We start from the raw sequence: 15,404 nt of genomic DNA on the forward strand, positions 1-15,404 counted from the left end.
CCACCGTAACGGCTCCCCCCCGACACCGTCCTCATGCGATCGGCTGTACCCGTCGGTCTGGCAAGAACGATCACTACCCAGACGTACACCTCGTCGGCGAGACCGTTTGCGTCGAGTACTCAAGACCTTGTGTTGATCACATTGGACACATACGGTGGCTGTCAGGAGTCAATCAAGGGCCTGCCTATGCGGTTGCTGGCGTCCAACGGCGCGTTGGAAATTGCGCATGACGAAGTCGGTGGTTACCTAGCTCGGGATGGGTACGTGCTGATCAGACAGGCCAGAGCCGTCGAGGTAAGCAGGCTGCTCAAGACTTGGACTCTGCCGGTTGATCACCCTCACCAAGCTCAACCGGGAGTAACAGTGATCGATCCTTCCAAAACACCTTCCGATGTGTTGAACGCTGCCGGATTCTCCCGAACCGCCCTCCTGCCACATACCGACCGAAGCCTGCACGTCGAACCACCCAGCTTGCTGGCTTCCCTGACCGTCATCCCTGCTGACGTCGGCGGAGGTGGCGTGGTAGTCGACGGAGCATACGTAGCAGCGGAGCTTCGAGGTCAGTTTGGTGCCGAGGCGGTTGCCGGGTTGTCACTGTCGATGTCCGGCCAGGAGGGAGTACAGGCGATATTCGGATCACGCGATGGCTTCCAGCGGATCCGCTACCGCGACGACGAGATCGCCTGGCCATGGCATCGTGATCGACCTGCGGAGATAACTGCCAGGCTTCGACAGTTGATCAAGGACGCGTCAGCGCCATTGGCACTCGGCCGCGGCGACGGTTACCTGTTGCACAACCACCGCACGCTACATGGACGTTCAGCGTTCACCGGTAGGCGCTGCGTTATCCGATTCCTGGCGAAAGTCAAGGAGGGCCACCCGTACGCCTGGCTCAACAGGGGGTTCCGGCGTGCGGATTCCTGAGCCCAGGCGCAGCGCCGAGGATCGACGGCGCAGGTCATTGCTGGCACAGGCGCTGTCTAAGACTCCCCCAGCCCGGGACGCCCGCTTCCCGCATGTGGTCCGGGACATCCTAGAGAAGGTCGATGACCCAGAGGCCGATCTGCACGCCATCGTCGATACCCCAAGGCTGCCCCGCCGTGTTCGGTTCGCCGCGTTCTACGCGCTGCTGCTGCGACTACGACGGGAAGAGCGACACGGCGAGTACGCCGCCATGGTCCGACGGTACGAGGACCAGTTCGGTACCGAGCCGTACTTCCACACATTCCGGGCGATCTCGGCCAGAATGCGTGGCGACCTTGCCTCTTTGCGCAGCTCAGTAGAGTTCTCCAGGCAGGCCGTCGACCTGATGCCAGATGTGCCCGCGGTGGTGCATCAACTCGCGGCATTCTGGGTCGAGTACCTCGAACGCCTGGACAAGGGTGCCCCCGCGCAAGATCTTGACCAGGTTGAACGGCACGTCGATCGAGCGATCGCCCTCTCGCAGGGCAAGCTGGCACACTACTTCGAGACAAAGGGGCGGGTCCTGGCATTGCGCGGAGAGTTCGAGGCGGCCAGGGTATCCGTCGCTCAAGCTATCGAGCTCGAACCCCGCAGCTCAAGGGATTACCTGCGAAGACTCACCCAGTACCAGGCCACACGGGTCCGAGTCGATCTTCTGGAGGAACGATCAAGGTGGTTCCGGGCACAGGACCGGCTACGTAAAGAGCTGACCGAGTTCAAGACACAGCAACTACAGCTACTCGGGTTGTTGGCAGCGGTGGTTGCGTTTGTAGCCACTGCTGGTAATGTCGCGAGCCAGAGCAAGGGTGCCGACGGGATTCGCCTGATGTTGGTCGCGGCCGGCGCGATTGGCCTGGTCTTCGGCACCTTCTCGCTCATCAACAACAGCAGCGTGTGGCGTGTTGGAGTGGTCGCCACGCTCGCATCTGGCCTGATCGCGACCGGGATGTTCGTTCCGGATTCGTGGATGCCGTGAAGAGGATCAAGATGAAGGTTCGGGATTCGGTCACCACAGCCGGCGGGGCCAGGTCGAACGAGGACCGGGTAGGCCACGCGGGTTCGCTGGCCTGGGTCATCGACGGTGCCACCGACCTGTACGACGACGCTGCCCTGCCCGCAGAGCGTGACGTGGTGTGGCTGGTCGACCTGGTCGGGGCGCTCCTCACAGAATCCGGGACGGACGGTTATCAGGGCAGCGGCGCCGACCTGTTGGAGCGGATCGCCGTCGAGGTGCATCGGCAGCAGGAGGCGTACGGCTTCCCCCCGGATCGGATGCCGCCGGCCTGCTCGATCGGTCTCTGCGTCGACCAGGGCGGCGGTTTCGAGCTGACCCGCATTGGCGACGCCACCGCTGTCATCGACGGTGACACCACCCGCGTCCTCGCCACCAGCTACTTCGACGGGCGAGAGGCGGCGGCGGTGCGGGCCCGCGAGACCGACCCAGCTAAGGTCGTCGCCGCGATGCAGCAGCGACGCCGGCACACGATGACCTCCGGTGATGTCGAATCGGTCTTCTCCGGCCACCCGCAGCGCCGCCTCGTCCCGCACCGGATCACCGCGGACTGGGCAGGGACCGGCCACATCCTGCTCTGCACGGACGGGTTCGCCCGGCTGGTCACCGATTACCAGCTCTTCGCCGGGTGGTCCGAGGTCGTCGCCGAGGCCCGGGAGCGTGGGGTGGCGTACCTGGAGAAGTTGATCCGGCAGACGGAGAGCGACCCGGCCGTCGGCGGTGACCGTTTCAAACGCGCCGACGACGTCGCCGCCGTCCTGATCTGCGCGGGCTGAGGCAGTACAGATGGGAGCACCTGCCATGTCCGACCGGCCGCCGTACCTCGTCGAACGCAACCCGGGCTACTTCGAGTACCAGTTGCCGATCTCGGTGAAGCTGGTCGTCGACCACCATGGTCGGGTGCCGCTGCTGAAGAACGAGCGCGACGAGTGGGAGCTGCCCGGCGGCAAGCTGGAAGTCGGCGAGTCACCGGAGCAGGGCGTCTGCCGGGAAGTCGCCGAGGAGCTGGGCCTGACAATCACCGGCGTGCGGATCATCGACTCGTGGGTGTACGAGATCACCCCGCTTCGGCACGTCTTCATCGTCAGCTTCGGTGCGGTCTACACGGGTGAAGAAGAGTTGATCTACACCGACGAGCACAAGGAGCTCGGGGTCTTCGGCTACGACGAGGTGCCCGACCTGCATATGCCGGCACCGTACAAGGCGACGATTTCCCGCTGGCGCGACCTCGTCCGCAGTTCGACGTCACCCATGCGTTCGACATGATCCGGCGGAAGGGCTACCCCCGCTGGGGTAGCCGGCCCGCTCGGGTGTTCCTCGCCGTCATGTCGGCCGCGGTGTGTTTCGGCTGTACGTCGAGTCCGCCGGTCTCCGTCGCCGAATCGGACCCGACGCTGCTCGTTCACGACGTACGACGTGGTGGCGACGACGCGCAGATCGACGGATACCTGCGCCACCTCGCCGACGACGACTGTTTCGTCCTCGAACCGGACGCGACGACCGGGCAGGACGGGATGCGCAACGTCGCTGTCTGGCCGCCCGGCACGAAGGTGTGGCGGGACGGTGGGCAGGTCGCCGGGGTCGACGTACCGGGCCGGGAGCCGATCGCGATCGGCAGCCGGGTCGTCGGCGGTGGCGGCTACGCCAACCCCTCGACCAGCGACCTCGACCTGCCCGATGTCGCCCCCTACTGCCTGACCGGCGGCGGCGAGTTCGCCATGCTGCACACCATCACCAGCGTCACGCCATGAACGACAGGATCTCAATCGACCAACCGGCTCATGGCTTCGCCGCACAGGCGCTCGATCAGCAAGAGCTTCCGCTACGGCTGTCTACTTGAGTGGGAGCCGGTTGAGGATGCCGTCGACGGCTTCGATCAGCTCTGCTGTGCCGCGTACGACGTGGACGCCCGGCTCGGTGGCGAAGGCTTGCGCCCATCGACTTCGCATGACATGGCTGGTCAGGATCACCGGCCGGCCTTGCCCGAGGGCAAGGCGTGCCTGGATCCGGGCACCGCTGGTCTCGCCGGCTTCGACGACGAGGGTCGCTGCCGCGTACCCGCTCATCACCGCGTTGCGCATCGGGAAGCTCTGCCGGGTGGGGCCGGCGTCGGGCCAGAACTGGCTGACCACCAGGCCGACGTCGGCGATGTGGTCCTGCAGCCGCCGGTTGGCCGACGGATAGTAGTTGCGGATGCCGGTGCCGATGACCGCGACGGTCCGGCCACCGGCTGCGAGGGCTGCGGTGTGCGCAGCGGTGTCGATGCCGTGCGCAAGCCCGCTGGCGACCGTCACTCCCCGGTTGACCAGCGACGCGGCTACCGATCGGGCGATGACCAGTCCGCGCTCGGACGCCTTGCGGCTGCCGATGACGGCGATGGCCCGGTCGTTGGCACGCAGCCTGCCACGGGTGAACAGCAGCGGAGGTGCCTCCTTGATGCCGCGCAGCTGGGCGGGGTAGCTGTCGTCGGAGAAGGCGTGTACGCCGATCCCGTCCGCCTGCCATCCGGCGATCTCGTCGGCAGTGGCGGCAACCAGCTCAGCACCGGAGCCGGTCACGGCCGGAAACAGTGTCTGGGGCTGACACAGCGTTCGGTTGGGCATCGAACCTCCCACGTTCAGTCAACGGCTGGGCCGGGTGCCGGACTCGTAGGCCAGCGCCCAGGCAACGTCAGCCGGCGTCAGGGCGTACATCTCGGCGATCGTCTCGGGGTCGGTGCCTGCCGCCTGGTGTTCGGCGATGGTCTCGGTGCTCACCCCGCCGATGGCGGGCCGGCCGAAGCGGACGTCAGGCCGGACACGGATCGGCGAGTCCGGGTTCGGGTCAGGTCGGTAGCTGGCCGCGGTGTTGCCGGCCCAGTCGACTCGCCGGTGGAAGGCCTCAGCCGGCGGGGTCAGCGTCAGGCGGTCGCCGGTCGTCACGACGAGCCACCATCGTGGATGCAGGCCGGCGGCGGCCTGGAGATCCCAGACGACGGCGCGTCCGTCGGTGAAGACGCGCCGGTCAGCAATCGGGTGCGGCACGCCGAATTGGTCCCGGAGCAACGCCAGGAAGATCGGCAGCCCGGTCATCGGCACACGATGCGCCTGTCGGTGTTCCCGCAGGTAGGCCGCTTCGACGAACTCGGCCCAGTCGAGCATCCGCCGACCAGGCGGGCCGGCTCGGCTGCCGGGCGGGTCGGACCGCCGCTGGCGGCCGTCGGTGACGGCCAGCCAGCGGCGCAAGGTCGACGGCGGTACGCGGAGCAGCCGGGCCGCCGCCGCTTCGGCGTACACGCCTATTCGGCGGCGGGTACGAGGACTTCCGAGCCGGACCAGTTGATGTCGAGGTTGCCGAGGTCGCTCTCGGGTTGGTCGTCTTCGTCGAGGGTGCTGAAGGCGGCGTGGTAGCAGCCGAACCCGTGGCCGCCGGCGGTCAGGGTCGCGACCGCCCAGCCGCGCAGGTTCTCCCCCAGCTTCTCCGGCTGGCGCGGGTCGACGGCGACCCGGATGACTCCGAGCAGGTCGTACGTCTGGTCACGTGTGCCGGCGTTGTCGATACGGCACAGCGAGAACCCGTACCGCTCCTCCGCCTCCTGCTGATAGATCAACTTTCCGAATCGGTACACGGGAACCTCCTCGTTTGCGGCGGGACTGCCGACCGTGACTAGCATCAGGGAAATCGTTTGTTATATCAACCCCCTAGTCTGTAGCGACTTATTGAAGTAGGCTCACCCTGCTATCCGGTCCTGTAAGGAGTGAGGAACATGATCCAGTCACCGACGGGCCAAGAGGCAACCGACGGCGCAGACGTCTCGCCCACCGTGCAGGCATGGGAACTCGGCATCAGGCTGCGCCAGCGCCGCGAAGAGTTGGGCATGACAGCGGTTGCTTCCGGTAAGGCGACCGGCATCGCCCAGGCGTACATCTCGGGCGTAGAAGCCGGCCGTGTCAAACTGCCAGCCGGTCGACTGGCTCAACTCATCGAGATCTACGAGATCGACCCGGAGGACGCAGCCGAGCTGGAAGAGCTGCGGGTGGGAGCGACCCGTCGCGCCTGGTGGCACCAGTACTCTCAACTCTTCCCCGCTGACTTCCTCCGCTTCCTCGGCTACGAGGCCGGCGCGGATCACGTCCGCAGCTACGACAACGAGCTACTCCACGGGCTGCTCCAGACCGAGGACTACGCACGTGCCGTGATCCGTGGCGGCAACACCTACGTCCGGTTGACCGAGATGACCAGGCGAGTGAAGGCGCGCATTGCACGGCAGGCTCGGCTGACCGGCCCCAACCCCTTGAACGTGAGCACCGTCATCAGCGAGGCAGTCCTCCGGCAGCAGATCGGCGGTCCGGAGGTCATGCGCGACCAGCTCAACCACCTGGCCGAGCTGGTGTCCACGCATCCGGATCAGATCCGTATCAGGGTCGTGCCGTTCATCGCCGGAGCACACCCCGCGCTCGGCGGGCCGTTCCAGATCCTCTCGTTCCCATCGCCCCGGCTGCCTGACCTGGTCTGGCAGGAAGTCCTGACCTCCAGCGACATCATCGACCAGTCGGCTCGCGTAGCCGACTACACGATGACCTTCGCTGAGGCTGAGGAACGCGCGTTAAGCTCGCAGGACTCACTCGCGCTGATCCGCCAGATAGTCAAGGAGATGGGATGACCCCACAGGTCGGCACCCCTGACCGGGACTGGTTCAAGTCGTCGCGCAGCTCCAACAACGCTGCCTGCGTCGAGGTCCGCTTCGCTGGCGGCCAGGTGGACGTACGCGACACAAAAGACCGCACCGGCCCGACGCTCGCCTTCGGCCCCAACACCTGGACCAGCTTCGTCACCGGCCTCAAGTCCACCCTCACCCAGCCCTGACGGCAGGACCCTGCCAGGATCGACGGCTGCAACGGACCCACGGTCGGATGCGCTCCATCTGCTTCGCGCTCGGCGTGTCGTGCAGATGGAGCGCATCCGATCTTCAAACTGAGTCCGCTGGGACGCCGCCGAATTGGAGGAGCTGCGGGTGGGCGCCGCGCGTCGCGGCTGGTGGCAGGACTACGCCAAGCTCTTCCCGAACGAATTCCTGCGCTTCCTCGGCTACGAGGCCGGCGCGTCGCAGCTCCGTAGCTTTCGCTCCGAGGCCATCCACGGCCTGCTGCAGACCGAGGAGTATGCCCGTGCGGCGATCCGTGGCGGCTCCACCACGATCCGTCTAGCTGAAGTGGAGCGATGGGTCGACGTCCGGATGGCTCGTCAGGTGCGGCTCGCCGCCAGCGACCCGATCCGAATCAACACCGTGATCAGCGAAGGCGCGCTGCGTCAGCAGGTCGGCGGCCCGGCGGTGATGTGAGCGCAACTCGACCACCTCACCACCCTAATGACCGAGCGACCGGAGCAGATTGAAATCCGGGTGATGCCGTAAAGAGATGGGATGACCCCGCAGGTCGGCACCCTTGACCGGGACTGGTTCAAGTCCTCGCGAAGCTCAAGCAACGCAAGTTGCGTCGAGGTCCGCTTCGCTGGCGGCCAGGTAGACGTACGCGACACCAAGGACCGCACCGGCCCGATCCTCGCCTTCGGTGCTACCGCCTGGACCACCTTCGTCACCGGCCTCAAGCACACCCCCACCCAACCCTGACCGCCAGGCCCCGCAGGAGCTGGGCTGCCAGCCAAGGCAACCGAGCGGGCTGGTCCGGCGCCCTCGGGTCGACCACCCAGCCCTGATCTGAAGTGCTCCTGCACCCCCAAGGACCGACGGCGATCCCGGTGACGCGAACCCGAAGCCGACAACCCACTCGTGAAGCCGAAGCAAAGGTGTGATATACATCATACGGGTTCGCCCGACCGACATTAGGAGTGACTCACCTGCACCTACACAAGGAGGCTCCGGCACGCAGCCACCAAAGGCCAACGAACCAGGTCCGTTCTCATTGCCCCCCGCCGAAGTTTTGCTACGCTACGCATGCAGATCAATCATTTCTGCGTTGCCAGCTGTTCCTTCAACTCGCGAGGTGGACTCATGAGTGCAAGGCAAGTGGTACGACAGCGGAACTCACTGAACCCAAGGCGGATCGCACAAGCGGTTACCCTCGCAGCCATCATGGTCGCAGCTGTGACACTTGGCAGTTCCGCAGCAACCGCAGCTGGCACGTCGAACAAACTTTCAAACTGCTACACCGAATGGTGGAACACCGCATGGGCGCAAAAGTGCTCATCGCCGGGTGCCGGTCTGACCGGAACGTACCAATCTTCCGTCAGCTGCTCACTTCAGGGCACCCGCTACCTTGATAGATTCCGTTTTTCCGGGAGCACCCAAACCGTCTCCGGTGCCGACTGCCTCATCTCCGTCAGCAACGGGCAGATCACTTACTACTAGAACCTATCAAACGCCAGGCGAAACAGCGTGCTGGGGATGCGGTAATACGCATCCCCAGCACGCTGCCGTTGAGGAGTGAGATCATCAGATGAACGTAGTGCTAGACGCGGTGTCACAGCGGTACGGATTGACGCTTGCCATGAACCGCATCAGCCTCACACTTCAGCCTGGCACAATTGGCGTTCTCGGCCCAAACGGTGCCGGCAAGACAACCCTGCTGCGCACATTGGCCACGATCATGCCACCCAGCTACGGTTCCATATTATTCGACGACATCGAAATTGACACAGAACAGAAGGCTCGATCGGTCCGCAGCCGTATCGGCTATCTCCCACAGGACTTCGGGTTTGATCCGCAGATGACCGTTGCCGACTTTGTGGCGTATGCTGCATGGATGCGGGGAGTCGAGCCAGGAGAGTGGAATAGATCGATAGACCGCGTACTAGAGATGGTCGACTTGACCGATCGGAGACGATCGAAGATGCGAAAGCTCTCGGGCGGCATGCGTCGCCGAGCAGGCATTGCCTGGGCGATTGTAGGAAACCCTCAAATGGTGCTACTCGACGAGCCTACTGTTGGTCTGGACCCTCGCCAGCGGCTCCAGTTCAGGAGCATCTTATCCGGGCTCGATGACGCGATCGTCCTGCTGAGCACCCATCTCACTGACGACGTCGCCGCCGCCTGCGATCGAGTAATTGTCATGCACAGCGGAGAGGTCCGGTTCGACGGGTCGGTTATTGACCTATCGTCCCTGAGTCGCGAGGATCTGCCAGGTCACTCTGATCTGGAGAAGGCATACATGCATGTATTGCCAGAAAGTGAGCGGCAGGTATGAGAGTACTGCTGCTACACCTGCGCAATTCCCCAATTCGTTGGGCGCTACCACCCTTAATTGTCTTGGACCTATTGATCATATTCATACGCAGTCGGCACTGGATCGGAGTGTGGCCGGAAACAGGTGCCGCAGCTCAGGTGCCAGCATACATGCTTGGTGTCGTGACAGCCGGCGCTGCGGCATGGTCGGTGACAGCGCCAGATAGACATGGAGTAGATGAGCAACTCGCCGCAGCCAGAGTTGCTCCAGCCGCCCGCGAAGCTTACCTTCTATGTGCGACAGCCACCATTCTACTCAGCCCCTACATTATTGGCCAAGCTGTCGCCCTCGCCATTACCGCTCGGACGGCACCGCCAGGATTCCATCTTTGGATAGGCTATTTCGTTTTTGGAGCTTTTGTACTACTTGTCGCGATTGCTGTCGGCTGGCTGATGGGGAAGATCTTTAATGCCGCGATAGCCGCATTGACCGCACCACTTGGATTCCTACTCCTCATTGGAATTCTCGACCAACAGGGCTCCTTCGCCATCCTCACTGGCAGACCTGCGTTTGTAATTGACTCGCTTTCATTACTCCTACGAACTTCCAGCATAGTTGCATTTCTTGTAACACTACTTTGGATATCTAAATCGAAAAAAGTCAAACTTCGAAAGTTTGGCTTATCTTTGGCAACCGCCATAGCAGTCATAATATCCATGCTAGCCACGCCGGTCGTTGTACCACGAAATCCACCCGGAAACAACATACTCTGCATCGAAGGACGCTCGCAGCTGTGCATCTGGCCTGAGCACGAGAAGTATCTTTCTGACATTCGCACCATCAGCACTCGCATCAACGCCCTTCCCGGGAATTTTTCGATTCCAGTTCGAATGAACGAGTACGGGATAGATTCACACTCATACCTCGCCAACGAACGCGAGCAAGATTTAGATGCCGCCCCATACTTCCAAATCATCGCAGGCAGCCCATGGTCCTACGGAGATGACATCGGAAAAGCCATCCTGAGCCTGACATTCCAATTCCTTGACCGGGATGCATGTAATTGGCAAAAAATATCAGACGACGACGCGAATCGACTGTGGACGCTCGAAGCATGGCTGACGGCCTACTTGGTCGGCGGTGGCGCCCCAGACTCGATAACAAATGCCCCAAGCGAGATGCAGTATGCGTGGAAGGCGGGTCGGACGCTCGCTAGCAACAAATCTATTGACGATCAAATCTCTTGGGCCAATCAAGAAGTGAGTGAAATTCGTGACCGCTACTGCAGCTCCTCGAGTTAAGCAGTCCAGCCGCGCTTCCTGGCGCGGGATCCGGTTGTTTGTTGCTGTGCGACCGGTCCGCTCTGCTCTAATTTCAGCTGCACTCTGCGGCGTATCCGCCGCCTGGTTTGGAACAATTGAGGCCACCCTGCCAACCGTGGGCGAAAACGGCCAGGTCAGCGTCCCGCTCTGGAGAATGCTCGCAATGGCTGCGAGCGTTTTTCCGGTACTTGCACTACAGAGCAATCTGGGCGCCCTAGAATCTGTGGCTACCGCCCACCTGAAACGACTCACCTGGCTTTACGCTGTCGCCATGGCAATCACATGCTGGTTGCTGTATCTCGTCCCGGCAGGTATCACCCTTCCGATTGAAGCTCTGGCTATCACCCTCCGCGCACTCATTGCCTGGTACGGAATTTCGCTTCTATCAGGTGTGATCCTAGGGTGGCGTCTCGCCTGGGCCATGCCGGTAACAACCATCGTGTTTCTGTGGTATTGGGGATACAGCAGCCAAGGCTACTATCTCTGGTGGGAGTTCACCGCCCGCCCTCCGAACGACGTTCCCAGCCTTATCCTCAGCGGCGCGCTTCTCCTCATCGGCATCGTCGCCTACTCCGCGACCCCTTGGCGCCGCTATCGGCTACGGCCACGCTCACGGATGTTCCAGACCCAGTACCGGTAAGTCCACTCTGCAGATGGGTCAGCTACCACTACAGCCGTGCGTGTGATGTCCGCACGGCATCGGAGTCGACGGCGTGGTCAGGCCTGCTGGATCAGTCTGCGGAGGTCGGCTGCGCGGGCGTCCTCGAACTGGTTGAGCAGCGTCAGCGCGTCCTGCCGTACGGGCAGCGCTTCTGCTTCGCGGCCGGTCGCCGCGAGCGCCGTCGCCAGGTTGTGCAGCGCGACGGCGGCTTGCCAGGAGTCGCCGAGCCGGCGGTGCACTCCGGCGGCCTGGCGGTGGAAGTCCACCGCCTCCGCCGACCTGCCAAGATCCTGATACGCCTCGCCGACACCGTCGAATGCGGTCGCTTCCCGGCTGCGGTCACCGATCCGTCGTTGCAGCGCAGCAGCGCGATGCAGGATGTCGAGGGCGGCGGCGGGATCGCCGATGGCCCGCCGCACCCGGGCCAGTTCGACCAGCCAGTGGCCCAGCCACAGTGAGTTGTTCGCCTCCTCGGCAATCGCGACCGCAGTCTCGATGCGGGCCTGTGCACTGGCAACGTCGCCCATCTCCCGCTCGGCCCTGCCGAGGAAGAACAACGCATTACCTTCCTGACCACGGTCACCGAGGTCGCGTAGCTCAGCGAGGGCCTCCCGGAGCAGCTCGGCGGCCCCCGGCAACCGCAGCATCTCGTACCGTGTCTCGCCCAGATTGCTCAGCACGAGCGCCCGCCAGCGCCGGTTGCCGAGTCGGGTGACGATCTCCAGGGCTTCGGAGAAGAAGCGGACCGAGTCGGTCAGCCGGCGATGCCGCAGCCCCAGCAGGCCGAGCGCGTTGATCGAAACAGCGGTGCCCAACTCGTCACCGATCTCGCGGCGGACCGACAAGGCCGCCTGGTGGCACTCGGCCGCCTCGTCGAGTTGGCGTGCCTGGAAGTGTGCCTTGCCGAGACTTTCCAAGGTTTCGGCTTCCCCGCGCCGGTCACCGACCGACCGGGCTGACGCCAGCCCGATCCGCGCAGTGGTCGACCACTCGTCGAACGCGTTCTGATGCATGTAGACCCCGCGTAGCACCGCCGCCAGCTGCCAGGCGACCTGGTGTGCGCCGCAATCGCTGGCGAGGCGGGTCGCCCCGACCAGGTTGTGCCGTTCGGCCTCGAACCATTCGGCCGCAGTCGTCGAAGCGCCGAAGGTCATCGGCGCACTGCCATCTGGCGGGTCCAGCGGCACCGTCTGGTTGAACGGGAGCATCGCCGTCACCGCAGCGTCGGCGCTGTGCAGGTACCAGCGGAGCACCCGCAGCCGCGCCGCTTGGCGTTCGTCGTCCGGCTCATGCTGACGCACCTGATCGATGGCGTACGCGCGGAGCAGGTCGTGCAGTTGGTACCGGTCCAGCCCGATGTGCTCCAGCAGGTGGGCGCCCACGAGTTGATCGAGCAGATGCCGGATCCGGCGTGCCGGGGTGCCGGACAGTGCGACCGCCGCCGCCGCACTGAAATCCGGGCCGGGATGCAGCCCCAGCAACCGGAACAGTCGTGCCGCTTCCTCGGTCAACGCGCGGTACGACCAGGCGAACACCGTCCGGACCGCGTCGGACTCGTCACCGTCGTCGGCAGTGAGCGTGTCCCAGAGCGCTGACTCGTCGCGCAGGTCCTGAATCAGTTCGTGCAGGGCCATGAACGGCCGGCTGGCCGCTCGTTCGCCGGCGATCCGCAGCGCCAGCGGTAGCCGCGCACACAGCCGGGCCAGCTCGACCAACTCCTCCTCACTGTCCCCCTGGCGATAGCCGTCCATGACAGTCCGCAGCAGCTCGACGGCGTCGTGTTCCGGCAGGATGTCGAGCGTCAGGCGTTGGCCACCGTCCCTGGCCACCAGTGCGGAGAGTCGGTTCCGGCTGGTGACGATGACCGAGCAGGTATCTGTGCCTGGCAACAGCGGTCGGACCTGACCAACCGATGCGGCGTTGTCCAGCACGACGAGGATTCGCCGGTCGGCGAGGCGGGACCGATACACCGCTGCCCGCTCGTCCAGGTCTGCCGGGATCGCAGCAGGTGGTACGCCAAGCGACCGGAGGAACCGGTCCAGGGCCTCCGCTGGGTCGACCGGCAGTCCGCGGTCATATCCGCGCAGGTTCACATAGAGCTGTCCGTCCGGGTAGCGCGTCTTGACCCGATGTGCCCAGCGGACGGCAAGCGACGTCTTGCCAACCCCGGCCGTGCCGGCGACGACGAACAAGGTCACCGCAGGTGCGGTTTGGTGGGCGTCAGTCAGCAGGCGGTCGAGTGCCAGAAGCTCGCGGTTGCGGTTGAGGAAGCCTGCGACCCCGCCGGGTAGCTGCCGTGGCGGCGGACCGGGTGCCGGGTCGAGGCCATGAAAATGTACGCCCCCATGCACGTCACGGGCCTGCACCAGGTCCGCGCTGCCGGAAAGGTCGGTCCGGTTGACGTGTCGGGGATCCGGGTCGTCGGACGCCGCGCTGCCCTGGAACATGTCTCATGTTCCCGTAGGCGGCTCCAGTGTGGCCACTTCCCGATCGAAGAACGTGTCCAACGGCTCGCCTTGCTGGTACAGCCCTTCGATGAGACCTTGGCACCGGGCGATCAGGTCCGGGTCGGTGAAGCGACGAGCGGCGGCGAGCACACCCGTGTCGTCGTAGATTGCCTCGTACATTACGTCGAGACCGAGCGTGTAGATCTCCGGCAGCGGACCCCCGTTCTCGTACGGAGCGACCTGCTCCGGACCGACGACGTTGGTCAGGCCGCCGTACTCGTGACGGAGCCGGAGCAGGTGCAGCTCCCATTGCAGGTACGGGATGATCGGCTTCTCGACGACCCGCACACGCCGGTTGACGAAGCCCTGACGCGCGATCCGGCCGTAGTAATCGGCGAAGTCGTCGCGCTGCTCGTCGATCAGCCGAAGCGACTCATCCCACCGACCGTCGACGAAAGCCTCCCAGCTCTTGTTGCCGGGCTCCTTGAAGAACTGCTGCCGCTCCAGCTTCCAGAAGCCGACCGACTCTATCCGCCAGAAGTGCTCGTAGAAGTCGGTCAGGTAGTCGTCGAGTGTCAGCAGCTCACCTGGGTCACCGCCGAGGACTTCATGCATCAGGCATCTCCACCCTTGCCCTTGTGATCCACTAATCGTCACCCTCTATGCAACACAAATAAGCACACGACACCGTACCATCGAGGTATCCGGATCGAACGATCTCAGACAGCGCCCCAGATGTGTTCCGGTTTCATGTTTACTGAAGACTTCGACCGCTCCGGATGGAGGTTGGGATCACGTCGGCAGGAGATATCGCTCGATCGCTAGACGCAACCCGGTCAGCGCTTGCCCGCATCGTCAAGGCTCTCGCAGCTGCCGGAACAGCCATCCACCAGCAGCAAGGGCAACTCAGCGAACTGACCCGCGGGGCGAGCCATCCAGCCGCCAGCCAGGCCGTCGCTGCCGCCGCAGCGGCTGTCCAACGGCTGCAAGAGGCTGCCGAACTCACCTCAGCCGCAGGTCGAGACCTGCTCGACTACACCCGTAGAATCAGCGGCGAGCCGACAGCAGCCCCTTCGGACAGGTCTGGCCCCTACGACGCCACCTCGTCCATAGCAGCCGGCGGACGTCTGCTTCCCGATCAAGTCGAGCGGTTGAGGAGCGACCTCCCGGGTGCGGTCGAACCAGGGACCGGGCAAAAGATTTCCGCAGCGCACCGGAGACATCGAGATGAAGGTTGCCATGCAGATGCGAGATCGCGGCATCCGCCACCTCGATATCGTCCTCAACAACGTGCCTTGCAGAGGCCGGCTCGGCTGCGATGGGATGCTTCCGATCCTACTCCCGGAAGGCAGCTCCATCACCGTGCACGGTCCAAACTTCCGCAAGACCTACACAGGGGGTGCCCGCCCGTGGTGGCGCTAGAAGTCTGGTTCGACCAGGTCCCCGAGAACGACTTCGGCACCGGCGACCCGGCAATCATCATCGACGACCTGACCGGCCTCGACAAGTTGATCGAGCACATCCTGACCGCCACGACGGATCGCCAGATCCCCTCAGTCGTTCAGGCAAACCTGCTAGGCGAAGATGGTCTCCCCATAATCGAAGCAGGGATCGGTCGCGGCCGAGGATCCATCTCATACACTGACCACAACGGTGGCTTCTATTCGATCGGGGACCCTAGCCGCAGCGGCGATGCCGTCTACGACTACATGGGAAACGAACACGTCGTCCCCGCCAGCGCTGAGATTCCGCTGAGCGAGGTCCGCCAGTGGCTGGCCGAGTTCATTGCCACCGGCGGACCATCCGCCGCCGTCCCGCTGGCTCCCGAGGTCGGCTAGC

At 64.1% G+C, this 15,404-nt stretch carries 18 protein-coding genes; 13 read left to right on the forward strand and 5 right to left on the reverse strand.

Annotated features, from left to right (window positions below; all coding sequences use genetic code 11):
* Nucleotides 1-363 precede the first annotated feature (363 nt).
* Genes O7543_RS19610 through O7543_RS19630 form a run of 5 tightly spaced genes read left to right on the forward strand, consistent with a single transcriptional unit; the run spans nucleotide 364 to nucleotide 3,726 of the window.
* The gene (locus O7543_RS19610) at nucleotides 364-924 is read left to right on the forward strand and encodes a TauD/TfdA family dioxygenase (RefSeq protein ID WP_348650026.1); all 561 of its coding nucleotides are present in this window, start codon (nucleotides 364-366) and stop codon (nucleotides 922-924) included.
* Nucleotides 911-1,939, forward strand: a complete 1,029-nt coding sequence (locus O7543_RS19615) for a hypothetical protein (protein ID WP_281552497.1) — start codon at nucleotides 911-913, stop codon at nucleotides 1,937-1,939. The genes O7543_RS19610 and O7543_RS19615 overlap by 14 nt, the downstream gene beginning before the upstream one ends.
* Nucleotides 1,940-1,950: 11 nt before the next feature.
* Nucleotides 1,951-2,751, forward strand: a complete 801-nt coding sequence (locus O7543_RS19620; protein ID WP_281552496.1) for a protein phosphatase 2C domain-containing protein — start codon at nucleotides 1,951-1,953, stop codon at nucleotides 2,749-2,751.
* 25 nt (nucleotides 2,752-2,776) lie between these two features.
* Nucleotides 2,777-3,241 (forward strand): NUDIX hydrolase, encoded by a 465-nt coding sequence (locus O7543_RS19625; RefSeq protein ID WP_281552495.1) that lies wholly within the window; start codon nucleotides 2,777-2,779, stop codon nucleotides 3,239-3,241.
* Nucleotides 3,238-3,726, forward strand: coding sequence for a hypothetical protein (locus O7543_RS19630; RefSeq protein WP_281552494.1), 489 nt, complete (start codon nucleotides 3,238-3,240; stop codon nucleotides 3,724-3,726). The genes O7543_RS19625 and O7543_RS19630 overlap by 4 nt, the downstream gene beginning before the upstream one ends.
* A gap of 81 nt (nucleotides 3,727-3,807) precedes the next feature.
* Here O7543_RS19630 and O7543_RS19635 read toward each other — a convergent pair whose 3' ends face one another.
* The 3 genes from O7543_RS19635 to O7543_RS19645 form a co-directional block, all read right to left on the reverse strand.
* On the reverse strand, nucleotides 3,808-4,533 hold the full coding sequence (locus tag O7543_RS19635) for a DNA-processing protein DprA (RefSeq protein ID WP_281552493.1): 726 nt from the start codon (nucleotides 4,531-4,533) through the stop codon (nucleotides 3,808-3,810).
* A gap of 63 nt (nucleotides 4,534-4,596) precedes the next feature.
* Nucleotides 4,597-5,250 (reverse strand): DUF433 domain-containing protein, encoded by a 654-nt coding sequence (locus tag O7543_RS19640; protein WP_281552492.1) that lies wholly within the window; start codon nucleotides 5,248-5,250, stop codon nucleotides 4,597-4,599.
* A 2-nt stretch (nucleotides 5,251-5,252) separates the two neighbouring features.
* Complete coding sequence (locus O7543_RS19645; protein WP_281552491.1) at nucleotides 5,253-5,582, reverse strand: hypothetical protein; 330 nt, start codon at nucleotides 5,580-5,582, stop codon at nucleotides 5,253-5,255.
* A gap of 138 nt (nucleotides 5,583-5,720) precedes the next feature.
* On the opposite strand from O7543_RS19645, the gene O7543_RS19650 reads away from it, so the two are divergent.
* From O7543_RS19650 to O7543_RS19680, 7 genes are all read left to right on the forward strand, one after another.
* Nucleotides 5,721-6,617 carry a helix-turn-helix transcriptional regulator gene (locus tag O7543_RS19650; protein WP_281552490.1) on the forward strand — a complete coding sequence of 299 codons (897 nt, stop codon included), beginning with the start codon at nucleotides 5,721-5,723 and terminating at the stop codon, nucleotides 6,615-6,617.
* Complete coding sequence (locus O7543_RS19655; RefSeq protein WP_281552489.1) at nucleotides 6,614-6,820, forward strand: DUF397 domain-containing protein; 207 nt, start codon at nucleotides 6,614-6,616, stop codon at nucleotides 6,818-6,820. Before O7543_RS19650 ends, O7543_RS19655 begins: the two co-directional genes overlap by 4 nt.
* Nucleotides 6,821-6,968: 148 nt before the next feature.
* On the forward strand, nucleotides 6,969-7,295 hold the full coding sequence (locus O7543_RS19660; RefSeq protein ID WP_281552488.1) for a Scr1 family TA system antitoxin-like transcriptional regulator: 327 nt from the start codon (nucleotides 6,969-6,971) through the stop codon (nucleotides 7,293-7,295).
* An 81-nt stretch (nucleotides 7,296-7,376) separates the two neighbouring features.
* Nucleotides 7,377-7,583, forward strand: a complete 207-nt coding sequence (locus tag O7543_RS19665; RefSeq protein WP_281552487.1) for a DUF397 domain-containing protein — start codon at nucleotides 7,377-7,379, stop codon at nucleotides 7,581-7,583.
* A gap of 877 nt (nucleotides 7,584-8,460) precedes the next feature.
* The gene (locus O7543_RS19670; RefSeq protein WP_281552486.1) at nucleotides 8,461-9,156 is read left to right on the forward strand and encodes an ATP-binding cassette domain-containing protein; all 696 of its coding nucleotides are present in this window, start codon (nucleotides 8,461-8,463) and stop codon (nucleotides 9,154-9,156) included.
* 161 nt (nucleotides 9,157-9,317) lie between these two features.
* Nucleotides 9,318-10,436 (forward strand): hypothetical protein, encoded by a 1,119-nt coding sequence (locus O7543_RS19675; RefSeq protein WP_281552485.1) that lies wholly within the window; start codon nucleotides 9,318-9,320, stop codon nucleotides 10,434-10,436.
* A gap of 136 nt (nucleotides 10,437-10,572) precedes the next feature.
* Nucleotides 10,573-11,097, forward strand: coding sequence for a hypothetical protein (locus O7543_RS19680; protein ID WP_281552484.1), 525 nt, complete (start codon nucleotides 10,573-10,575; stop codon nucleotides 11,095-11,097).
* A 77-nt stretch (nucleotides 11,098-11,174) separates the two neighbouring features.
* On the opposite strand, the gene O7543_RS19685 is transcribed toward O7543_RS19680, so the two are convergent.
* Entirely contained in the window at nucleotides 11,175-13,565 is a 2,391-nt protein-coding gene (locus tag O7543_RS19685) for a tetratricopeptide repeat protein (RefSeq protein WP_281552483.1), read from the reverse strand.
* Between the two features lie 3 nt (nucleotides 13,566-13,568).
* The gene (locus O7543_RS19690; RefSeq protein ID WP_281552482.1) at nucleotides 13,569-14,180 is read right to left on the reverse strand and encodes a DUF6879 family protein; all 612 of its coding nucleotides are present in this window, start codon (nucleotides 14,178-14,180) and stop codon (nucleotides 13,569-13,571) included.
* A 794-nt stretch (nucleotides 14,181-14,974) separates the two neighbouring features.
* Between O7543_RS19690 and O7543_RS19695 the strand changes: the two genes are divergently transcribed.
* Nucleotides 14,975-15,403, forward strand: coding sequence for an Imm1 family immunity protein (locus tag O7543_RS19695; RefSeq protein WP_281552481.1), 429 nt, complete (start codon nucleotides 14,975-14,977; stop codon nucleotides 15,401-15,403).
* Nucleotide 15,404 lies beyond the last annotated feature (1 nt).

It is taken from the genome of Solwaraspora sp. WMMA2080 (assembly GCF_027497395.1).
In the GTDB taxonomy this organism is placed as follows: Bacteria; Actinomycetota; Actinomycetes; order Mycobacteriales; family Micromonosporaceae; genus Micromonospora_E.